The following is a 9,233-nucleotide window of genomic DNA, read 5'->3' as shown; positions in this document are numbered from 1 at the left end:
GGCCCACCCCGAACGAGTTTGCAACCCGATCCAGAACGGACCACAGCGAGAACAGAGTCCAGTTATGAACGAGGGCAAACAGGGGGCAACGTCACTATGTTCCGTAGGACGTCCGATAAAGTGCGGCGCACAAAGTCGCGCGATCGGGCGACGCCGATAGGGGTCGGCGGCAATTGCTCCGGCACCCAGCGCATCTCGTATTCAAATGTCAGGTCGCCATCGTAGCCCTGTGCCGCGAGTGTCCCGAGGATATTCGCCCATGGCACATCGCCCTCACCGACAGGCACCGAACGGCGACTGGCCTCGTTGGAGCCGCGGCGCGGGAATCTTGGCACGAAACTGTAGTCCTTGACGTGGACGAGCCGGATCGCCTTGGCTTGGATGTCAAGGCTCTCCGGAAAGCCTTCCTTGCCATCGCGCATCAGATTGGCGGGATCGTAGACGATTCCGATGATCTCCTCCTCGGCCCGCCGCCAAATCTCGTATGTCCGGGCAGCCGTATCGGCCATGGTGCCGTCATGGTTCTCGATATTGAGGCCGATCCGGCGCTCCGCGGCACGGGGCGCTGCGCGCTTCAGGCTTTCGACGAGCCGCCCGGCCGCGACGTTCCAGTCAGCATCGGGAACCTCGGCGCCGCCGAAGACGCGGACGCTGGCAGCGCCCAGTGCGTCCGCCAGATCGATGGCGTGGACCAGGCTCGCGACGGCCTCTTCGCGTTCGCTGGCGAGGGAGCTGTTGAAGCGCTTTTCGTAGGGCGTGAGCGCGCCGATGACGAGGCCGCGCCGGTCGGCCTCCTCACGAAGCGCCCTTGCGACGTCGAGCGAAGCGTCAGGTGCGATCGCGCAGCGATAGCCCGACTGGCAGATGAGATCGATCCCGTCGAGCTCCAGTTGCTGGGCGAGAGCAAGAGCCCTGGAAGGGTCGAGTTCGGGGGTTGCCATGGTGTGAAGCAGCAGGCGCATCGTTCAGGCGACCCTCGCAAGCATCTCGGCCGTTACCGCGTGCAGCAACGGCTTGCCGGCAACGAAGCGTTCGATCTCGTCGGCCAGCAACTCGGCCATCCGCCTTGTCTCGTAGCCGGCCGCGCCCGCGATATGCGGGGTGAGGACGACGTTGGGCAGGCCGAACAATGGGGAATCCGGCGGCAACGGCTCGGGCTCGGTGACATCGAGGACGGCGTCGAGGCGACCCGAGACCAGCTCTTGCGTCAGCGCCGCATGATCGACCAGCGCGCCGCGCGCCGTATTGATCAGCGTCGCCCCGTCGCGCATCGTGGCGAGTTGGGTCCGGCCGATCATGCCCGCAGTCTCGGGCAGCGAGGGCGCGTGCAGGCTGACCACGTCGGAGCGGGCCATCAGCTCCGTTAACGTGACTTTCTCGACGCTGAGCGCGCGCGCCTCCTCGTCCGACAGATAGGGGTCGCAGACCAGGACGGTCAGGTCGAACGGCTTCAGCAGCGCGAGCAATCGCCGGCCGATGCGGGAGGCGCCGACGATGCCGACGATCGCACCGTAATTGCCGGGCTCGCCGGGCGCGAGCCATTGCGGCTGCCAGAGCTTGCGCTCGGTGCGGAAGCGCTCGCGCACCGGAAAGGTCCGCTTGTTCGCGAGCAGGATCATCGCCAGCGCGTATTCCGCGACCGGCACGGCATTGGCGATCGCCGCGGCGGTGACGGCGATGCCGGCCTGCCAGACCTCCGGGGCCGCTGCCGGCTTCACGGCGCTACCGGCATGGGCGATCAGGCGCAAGCGCGCCGCGATCGCTAGGGCCTTGGCATCGACCCGGGCCGCACCCCAGCCGGTGAACAGTATGTCGGCGCGGGCAAGCAGCGCCCGCGCATCCCCTGTGTCGTAGTCACGCAGCGGCTCTCGGTTCAGCAGGGTGCAGGAACGGGCCAGCCTTTCGCGCAGCGCCGGCGTGATCAGGTCAGGCGTCATGTCGGGGTTCATGGCGAAGACGAGGTTGGGCTTGTCGGTCACGGCTCAGCTCTTGACGGCACCGGCGGTCAGTCCGCCGACCAGGCGACGCTGGATGAAGAGGAACAGCAGCAGCGTGGGCAGCATGGTGAGGCTCGTCGCCGCCATCATCTCACCCCACTGAGCGAATTCGCCGCCGACAAAGTTATAGAGGCCGACCGGCAGCGTGCGCTTCTCGCCGCCGCCGAGGATGACGAGCCCGTAGAGGAACTCGTTCCAGGCGTTGATGAAGGAGAAGATCGCGACCGTGACGATGCCGGGCGCCGCCAGGGGCAGCACGAGACGGCGGAAGATGGTGAGATTACTGGCGCCGTCCATGCGCCCGGCCTCCTCGATCTCGATCGGCACCTTGGCGAAATAGGCCGTCAGCATCCAGGTCGAGAACGGGAAGGTGAAGGTGACATAGGCGAGGATCAGGCCGAGATAGGTGTTGGCGAGCCCAAGCTTCGCGATCGCGGTGAACAGCGGCAGGACGATCAGCGCCTGCGGGAAGAGATAGGCCAGCAGCACCGTGTTCAGGATCAGCCACTGGCCGCGGAAGCGGGCCCGCGCCAGCGACCAGCCGGCCATCGCCGCGAACAGGACGCTGATCAGCGTCGAGATGACCGAGACGATCAGGCTGTTGGCGAGGAACTGCGGGAACGGCGAGGAGAGCAGCACCTTCTCGTAGTAGTGCGGCCCCAGGGTCGACAGGGTGAAGGACGGCGGGAAGTTGTAGAGTTCCTCATAGGGCTTCAGCGACGAGAAGATCATCCAGAGCAACGGCGCCAGCGCGAAGGCTGCAAAGAGCGCGCAGCCGGCATAGGCGGCGAGGGTCCAGCCGCGACTGCGCATGCTCATTCTTCCCCCGTCTTCTTCTGGAGGCTGAGGAGTCTGAAATAGACGGCGAGGATGAAGCCGAGGATCACCATCATGATCAGGGCAACCGCCGCCATGCGGCCGAGGTCGTATTGCTGCCAGCCGGCATTGTAGGCGTAGATCGGCAGCGTCGTGGTGGCGTCGATCGGCCCGCCGCCGGTGGTCAGGAAGACGAAGTCGAAATTGTTGAAGACCCAGATCGTGCGCAGGATCACCACGGTCGCGATGACCTGCCAGAGCGCCGGCAAGGTGACGTACCAGAACTTCTGCCAGGCGCCGGCACCGTCGATATCGGCGGCCTCGTAGAGTTCCTGCGGGATGGTCTGCAATCCCGCGACGATCGCGACCATCATGAAGGGAAAGCCGAACCAGATGTTCATGAGGATGACCGTCGGCATGGCCAGCGTCGGCGAACCCAGCCATTGCTGGGGAGCGTCGATGAGGCCGAGCGACATCAGCAGGAAGTTCAGCACGCCGTAGAGCGGGTCGAGCATGTAGCGCCAGGCGAAGGCCATCACGATGGACGGGAAGGCCCAGGGCACGATCAGGGCAAGCCGCAGCGCGGTGCGCCCGACCGTGACCTGCTCCAGCGCCAGCGCCGCGACGAGCCCGAGCAGCAATTGCCCGGCGACAGAGAAAGCGGTCCACACCAGCGTGTTCAGCGTCGCCCGCCAGAAGAGCGGATCGGCCAGTGTCGCCTCGAAATTGGCGGTGCCGACGAAGCGCCAGCCCGGGAACATCAGGCTGGCATTGGTGAAACCGACGACTGCGTTGTAGGCGACGGGATAGAAAATGACGGCCGAAAGGCAGGCCAGGCCAGGAATCAGGAACAGGATCGCCAGCCGCTCGTCGAGCCAAGCGGCAAGCCGGCTGCCCGACGAGCCGGACCGGCGCGATGTATCGGCCTTCACCGCCAGAGCCGACATGCCCGATCAGCCCCGGTCGAAGCGCGTTCGCACGTCGCCGACGACCTTCTCGATCTGCCTCGCCGTGGCGCCTACAGCCTGGTCGATCGGCTCGTTGCGCAGCAGGATGCGCTGGAACATGTCCTCAACCGCGTAGCTATTCATCACCGGCCCGGCATAGGGGTTGAGCCCATGCTCCATGCCGGCGAGACTGGCGTCCTCCAATGCTTTCAGCGTGACGTCGACGACATTGCGGAAGCGCTTGATCGTCGGATCGTCGAAGAAGGCCGGTCCCTCGGCCCGCCTCAGGCTCGGGAACATGAAGAGCGGGATGGTCAGCAGGAAGGGCGCGTAGTTCTCCTCAGTGAAAAGGAACTTTGCGAACTCCTTGCCATCGGCCGGATTCTTGCCCTTCGGTAGTGCAACGGAGATGCCGCCAAGCAGGTTTCCGACGCGCTCGCGCCTCGGCATGAAGGTGGCGTCGAGCTGCTCGGCGACCGCCGGCGCATCCTTGGCGGCGCCGGCGACGATCGCCGCGGAATCATCGGACAGGCTGGTCTTGCCGCTGTTCACCAGGCTGAAACCGTCGTTGATCTTGTAGTCGGTGACTCCCGGCCCGCCGGCCTTGCGCGCTAGTTCGACGACAAACGCCGTGGCCTCCCTCACCGGCGCGCTGTCGAACGAGACCTTGCCGTCCTTGTCGAAGAAGGAGCCGTTGGCGGAACGCGCCATCATCCAGAGCAGAAAGCCGCCACCGGTGTCGCCCTTGGCGAGCTTGGGGATCCAGCCGAAATGCTCGGGCGCCTTGGTGGTCGCGATCGCGACCTTGAGCGCATCGTCCCATGTCACCGGCGGCTGGAGCCCGGCCTCCGCCAGGCGGTCCTTCCGATAGACCAGCAGGCGATTATGGACGTAATGTGGGATCGAGACGTACTGGCCGCGGAAGAAGCCGGTTGTCCGGGCGATGTCGCCCTTGAAGGCTTCGGGCCCGCCTAGAGCCTTGACGACGTCGTCCATCGGGTTGAGCGCGCCGGCGAGCGCCATCGGCACGGCGTTCTCAGCGAGCAGGATCGTGACATCCGGCAAGGTTCCCGCCGCCATCGCAGCCGGCCATTTCTGCGCGAAGGCAGGCCAAGGCACGATCTCGATATCGACCTTGACGCCGGGATTGGCTTTTTCGAAACGGTCCGCGACCTGGCGCATGAAGTCGGAGCGCTCCTTCTGGGAATAGCTGTGCCAGAAGACGATGCGCCGCTGCGCCTGGGCGCGGACGAATGGCGCTGGCAATGTCGAGGCGGCTGCGAGCGTCGCCGCGCCTCCGACAAGGCTGCGCCGGGTAATGTTTGTCTCGACCATGGTTTCCTCCCTCCGGCCCGGGGCGTCGCCTGGGCCTTTTTTTGGTTCAGATGAGACCTGCTGCCTGTGCCAGGCGTGCGAGCTCGCGCTTTTCAGCATCCGGGATGCCGAGCTGAGGCCGGCGGACGGCGCCGTCGGCAATCAGGCCCTGCAGCCGCAGGATCTCCTTCATGCGCGGGCGGAAATCGCGGATCGGCGCGCGCCAGCAATAGCGGGCGATCGGCGCCAGTCGTTCCCAGATCTCACGGCCCTTCTGCGCGTCGCCGTTCTGCGCCGCCTCGTTCATCGCCATGAGCTCGGCCACGGCGGTGCCGGCGAAACCGATCAGGGCGCCGTCGCAGCCCATCAGGATCGCCTCGTAGATGAAGGTGTCGCTGCCGGTCAGGATGCCGATCGGGTCGGGCAGCGCCTTGACGCTCTGCACCGACTGGATGGTCTGGTTGGCGTCGAAGGAGGATTCCTTGATCGCGATCACCTGCGGGATCGAGGCGAGGGCGTCGAGCATCTCGCCGGAATAGTCCGGCCCCCAGCCGCGCGGGAACTGGAAGGCGATCAGCGGCAGGCCGAGCGCATCGGCGAGATCGGCATGGAAGCGCCGGATCATCTCAGGCGCGATCGGCGCACCCATGAAGACCGGGAAGGGCGGGAAGACGCAAAAGCCCTCGGCCCCGGCCGCGACAAGATCACGGCCATGCGCGATCATCTGGTCGGTCGAGCCGCCGATCAGCCCACAGATCAGCGGGACGCGCCCTGCGACGACCTCGGCGCAGACCCGCATCACCTCGACGCGCTCGGCATTGCTCAGCGCGGGCGCCTCGGCCGCATCCATGTTGACCGCGATCGCGCTCGGGTACTGAGTGGCGATCCAGTCCATATAGTGCCGAAGCGAGGCCCAATCGATCTCGCCATCGCCCTGCATCGGCATGAAGGGCGCTGAGATCACGCCCTTGAACGGGCGCGCCAGCACGGCTTTCCGGGTCGGAGCGGGCGCGCGCGTCGGCGCCGTCAGAACGGTCATGGCAGTCGTCCTCTTGAGGCTTTGTTCAGCCCGCCGCCCGGGCGGCGGCCTTATCGGTGAAAAGCTCGGAGCCGGCGCTGGCCGCCGACAGCTCCTTCGCTGCGGCGAGCAACAGCGGGGCGAGCCGCGCTGCGTGATCGGGCGTCAGCCGGGACGAAGGTCCCGCGATGCTGACGGTGCCGATCGCCACGCCTGTCCGCGGCTGAAGGATGGCGGCGGAGAGCGCCGAAGTCCCTGCCGCCGCGGCCTGGTCGACATAGGCATAGCCCTTTGCGCGGGCCCGGCCGAGCGCTTCAACGAAGGCCGAGATCGTGCGCGGCGCGTTCGGTCCGTGCTCGTCGAGTCTGCCGAAGCCATGTCTGGCGACGCGTGCGATGGCCTCGTCATCGTCGAAGCTCGCCAGCCAGGCCTGCCCGGTCGCGGTGCAGAACAGGACGGGATGCCCACCCATCTCGGGGTCGTAGCGCAAGCCGGACCGGGCGCCCTGCGCTTTCGCGACCCAGGTCAGATCGTCGCTGTCGACCACGGTCATGCGGACCAGCTCACCGGTCTCGTGGGCAAGGCGATCGAGGATCGGCTGGGAGATGTCGGTAATGCCGCTCGCCGAAAGATAGGCCAGACCGATCGAGATCAGGCGCGTGGTGAGGTGGTAACGCTCCGTCTCCGGATCCTGCCGGACATAGCCAAGGCGGATCAGGTCGGCGAGCAGGCGATGGGCCCCGCTCTTCGGGAGCCCGATTTCCTCGGCGATCAATGTGACGCTGACACCGCCCGGCCGGGTGGACATCAGCTCCAGTGTGTTCAACGCGCGATCGAGAAGTGAGGCAGCCATCGATTTTTCCTGAACTATGTTCTTTTTAGAACTCAGTTCAGTTTTTGAGTCAAGCTTGAGTTTTCCTGCCCCTTGGCGAACTCACGGACTCGTCGGGAACCGTCGAGACTTAGAGGTCGAGGCTGATCCGGGGAGTTCAGTCAGATCGCGCCATCGCCGGCCGCTCTTCCTCCGACCTCATCGCAGCGCCCGAAAGCAGACATTCGCAGCGTCGGCTAAGGGCCAATTCCGGCCTTGCTCGCGCTGCACTCTAAAGCTCGCTTTCTTCAACGAGCTAAGAGTTGTCTTCTGGCCCGTAGCTGACACTCAGAATGTCTGCTTTCGGGCAGTCCATTTGGCGGATCGGCGACACAGGCGGGGTTGGCCCCTTTGCGGGCGCTGGGTCAGGCGTCCGGTGGTCGTTCCTCTGACCCTAGATCGACAATTGCGGAGGGCTCGTCGCAGCGGACATAGCGCCAAAGCACCTCGGCGATCTCAGTCCGCCGCCGGGCCTTCGCCTCGGGTGAAGACATGTCCCAGCAGAACTGCGCCTCGAAGGTATGCCGGTTCGCCACCGAGAAGATCGACATGGCGTTCAGCGTGACATGGAGCTCATGCGCATTGATCTCCGGCCTGATCGTGCCGAGGCTCTTGCCCTTGGCCAGCACGCGCTCGATCTGGCCGATGACCGGCCGGGTCATCTGCGTCAGCTTCTCGCTGCGCTGGATGTGCCGGCCACGATGGATGTTCTCGATCGCGACCAGTCGGACGAACTCCGGATTGGCCTGGTGGAAGTCGAAGGTGAACTCGGCGAGCCGGCGGATCGCCGCCTCCGGTGCGAGGGCCTCGAGATGCAGGCTCTCCTCAGCCTGGCGCATCCGGCCATAGGCCATCTCGAGCACCGCGATGAAGAGCTCCTCCTTCGAGTTGAAGTAGTAGAAGATCAGCCGCTTGGTGATCCCGGCTCTGGCCGCGATCGCATCGGCATTGGCACCGAGCAGCCCACTCTCGGCGAATTCCTCGAAGGCGATCTGCAGGATCTCGGCCTTCGTCTTTTCGCGGTCCCGCCGGCGAACCTTGGCCGGCGCGCCCTGCGCCAGCGTGTGTGCGCTCACTGTTTTCATCCCGCGATCCCGATTGCTCGTCCTGGCGATTGTGCCTCCCTGCTTAGCCGATTTGAGGGCGCTTGACATCAATTATCCGTCAGGATAATTATCTCGCAATTATCCTATAGATTAATTATAGGGAGGGCGCATGATGATCACGGCATCCGGTCGATCCGCTCGGAGTCTCCCGTCCGTCTTGGTTGCGGTGCGCCATCTTGGCCTGTGGCGCGATCCGTCGCTTGCCCACGGGAAGGCCGCCGGTCGATGAGCTTGCTCGGCCTTGCCCATTTGACTGCGCTGGAGCTCTCGCCGCGGGAACTGGCGCGGGAGGCGGCAAGCGCTGGCTTTGCCTCCATTGGCCTGCGCGTCCATCCCGCCATGGCGGGCGGCGTCGCCTATCCGATCCGGACCGGCTCATGGGCGCAGCGGGAGCTGCGCACGATCCTGGCGTCGGAAGGCGTGCGCCTGAACGAGATCGAGTTCATCCAGTTGACGCCCGGGCTCGACATCGCCGCCTTCGCTCCGCTGCTCGAAGCCGGAGCCGAACTGGGCGCGAGCGCGGTGACCGTCTCCGGCGACGATGCCGACCGCCTGCGCCTGACGGCCAGCTTCGCCGCGCTGTGCGATCTCGCCGGCGAGTTCGGTCTGCGGGTCGACCTGGAGTTCATGCGCTGGCGCGTGGTCGGAACCCTGGCGCAGGCCGAGGCGATCGTGCGCCAGGCAGGCAGGCCCAACGGCGCGGTGCTCGTCGACGCGCTGCATCTCAGCCGCTCGGGTGGAGCTCCCGGCGATTTCATGGCCCTGCCGCAGCAGTTCTTGCGCGCCGCCCAGCTCTGCGATGCAGCCCCGACCCAACCGGTGAGCGATGCCGACGCCATCGCCGAAGCGCGCGAGGGGCGCCTGCCGCCCGGAGAGGGCGCGCTGCCGCTCGCGGCGCTGCTGCAGGCATTGCCGGCCGATGCGGCGCTCAGCGTCGAATTGCCTATGCGCGGGCTTGATGCCCGCTCGCGCATCGCCACCGCCTACAGCGCGACGCGCCGACTGCTCGACGGCCTGCCGCCGCGCAAGGCGCCCGCAGCCAATGGCTCAATGAACCGCCCGACAACACAGGGATCCGTGGGAGCATGACGAGCATCGCAATCGGCGTGATCGGCGCTGGGCTGATCGGACGCAAGCACCTGGCCAAGATCGCCGCGCATCCCG

9 protein-coding genes are annotated in these 9,233 nt (G+C 66.0%); 1 reads left to right on the top strand and 8 read right to left on the bottom strand.

Annotated features, from left to right (window positions below; translation table 11 throughout):
- Window positions 1-62 precede the first annotated feature (62 nt).
- The 8 genes from ACQKLX_RS29635 to ACQKLX_RS29600 form a co-directional block, all read right to left on the bottom strand.
- A complete protein-coding gene (locus ACQKLX_RS29635) occupies window positions 63-962 on the bottom strand; it encodes a sugar phosphate isomerase/epimerase family protein (RefSeq protein ID WP_427365147.1) in 900 nt (299 codons plus the stop codon).
- Between the two features lie 3 nt (window positions 963-965).
- On the bottom strand, window positions 966-1,949 hold the full coding sequence (locus tag ACQKLX_RS29630) for a hydroxyacid dehydrogenase (protein WP_427365148.1): 984 nt from the start codon (window positions 1,947-1,949) through the stop codon (window positions 966-968).
- A gap of 33 nt (window positions 1,950-1,982) precedes the next feature.
- Window positions 1,983-2,816, bottom strand: a complete 834-nt coding sequence (locus tag ACQKLX_RS29625; RefSeq protein ID WP_427365146.1) for a carbohydrate ABC transporter permease — start codon at window positions 2,814-2,816, stop codon at window positions 1,983-1,985.
- Window positions 2,813-3,760, bottom strand: a complete 948-nt coding sequence (locus ACQKLX_RS29620) for a carbohydrate ABC transporter permease (RefSeq protein WP_427365145.1) — start codon at window positions 3,758-3,760, stop codon at window positions 2,813-2,815. Before ACQKLX_RS29620 ends, ACQKLX_RS29625 begins: the two co-directional genes overlap by 4 nt.
- Before the next feature lie 6 nt (window positions 3,761-3,766).
- Entirely contained in the window at window positions 3,767-5,095 is a 1,329-nt protein-coding gene (locus ACQKLX_RS29615) for an ABC transporter substrate-binding protein (RefSeq protein ID WP_427365144.1), read from the bottom strand.
- Window positions 5,096-5,141: 46 nt separating this feature from the next.
- Window positions 5,142-6,113: a dihydrodipicolinate synthase family protein gene (locus ACQKLX_RS29610; RefSeq protein ID WP_427365142.1), complete on the bottom strand. Its 972-nt coding sequence runs from the start codon at window positions 6,111-6,113 to the stop codon at window positions 5,142-5,144.
- A 25-nt stretch (window positions 6,114-6,138) separates the two neighbouring features.
- Entirely contained in the window at window positions 6,139-6,945 is an 807-nt protein-coding gene (locus ACQKLX_RS29605; RefSeq protein WP_427365141.1) for an IclR family transcriptional regulator, read from the bottom strand.
- 383 nt (window positions 6,946-7,328) lie between these two features.
- A complete protein-coding gene (locus ACQKLX_RS29600; protein ID WP_427365140.1) occupies window positions 7,329-8,048 on the bottom strand; it encodes a TetR/AcrR family transcriptional regulator in 720 nt (239 codons plus the stop codon).
- A gap of 246 nt (window positions 8,049-8,294) precedes the next feature.
- Here ACQKLX_RS29600 and ACQKLX_RS29595 point away from each other — a divergent pair, with 246 nt between their 5' ends.
- A complete protein-coding gene (locus ACQKLX_RS29595; RefSeq protein WP_427365139.1) occupies window positions 8,295-9,158 on the top strand; it encodes a sugar phosphate isomerase/epimerase family protein in 864 nt (287 codons plus the stop codon).
- The last annotated feature ends 75 nt before the right edge of the window (window positions 9,159-9,233 follow it).

Origin of the sequence: Allobosea sp. NPDC003192 (assembly GCF_050275675.1) — a bacterium.
Lineage (GTDB): Bacteria > Pseudomonadota > Alphaproteobacteria > Rhizobiales > Beijerinckiaceae > Allobosea.
This window is presented reverse-complemented; position numbering and strand designations above follow the sequence as displayed.

Coding starts and splice junctions, on each gene's coding strand:
- ACQKLX_RS29635 (WP_427365147.1), bottom strand. CDS start 962: ATGCGCCTGCTGCTTCACACCATGGCAACCCCCGAACTCGACCCTTCC.
- ACQKLX_RS29630 (WP_427365148.1), bottom strand. CDS start 1,949: ATGAACCCCGACATGACGCCTGACCTGATCACGCCGGCGCTGCGCGAA.
- ACQKLX_RS29625 (WP_427365146.1), bottom strand. CDS start 2,816: ATGAGCATGCGCAGTCGCGGCTGGACCCTCGCCGCCTATGCCGGCTGC.
- ACQKLX_RS29620 (WP_427365145.1), bottom strand. CDS start 3,760: ATGTCGGCTCTGGCGGTGAAGGCCGATACATCGCGCCGGTCCGGCTCG.
- ACQKLX_RS29615 (WP_427365144.1), bottom strand. CDS start 5,095: ATGGTCGAGACAAACATTACCCGGCGCAGCCTTGTCGGAGGCGCGGCG.
- ACQKLX_RS29610 (WP_427365142.1), bottom strand. CDS start 6,113: ATGACCGTTCTGACGGCGCCGACGCGCGCGCCCGCTCCGACCCGGAAA.
- ACQKLX_RS29605 (WP_427365141.1), bottom strand. CDS start 6,945: ATGGCTGCCTCACTTCTCGATCGCGCGTTGAACACACTGGAGCTGATG.
- ACQKLX_RS29600 (WP_427365140.1), bottom strand. CDS start 8,048: ATGAAAACAGTGAGCGCACACACGCTGGCGCAGGGCGCGCCGGCCAAG.
- ACQKLX_RS29595 (WP_427365139.1), top strand. CDS start 8,295: ATGAGCTTGCTCGGCCTTGCCCATTTGACTGCGCTGGAGCTCTCGCCG.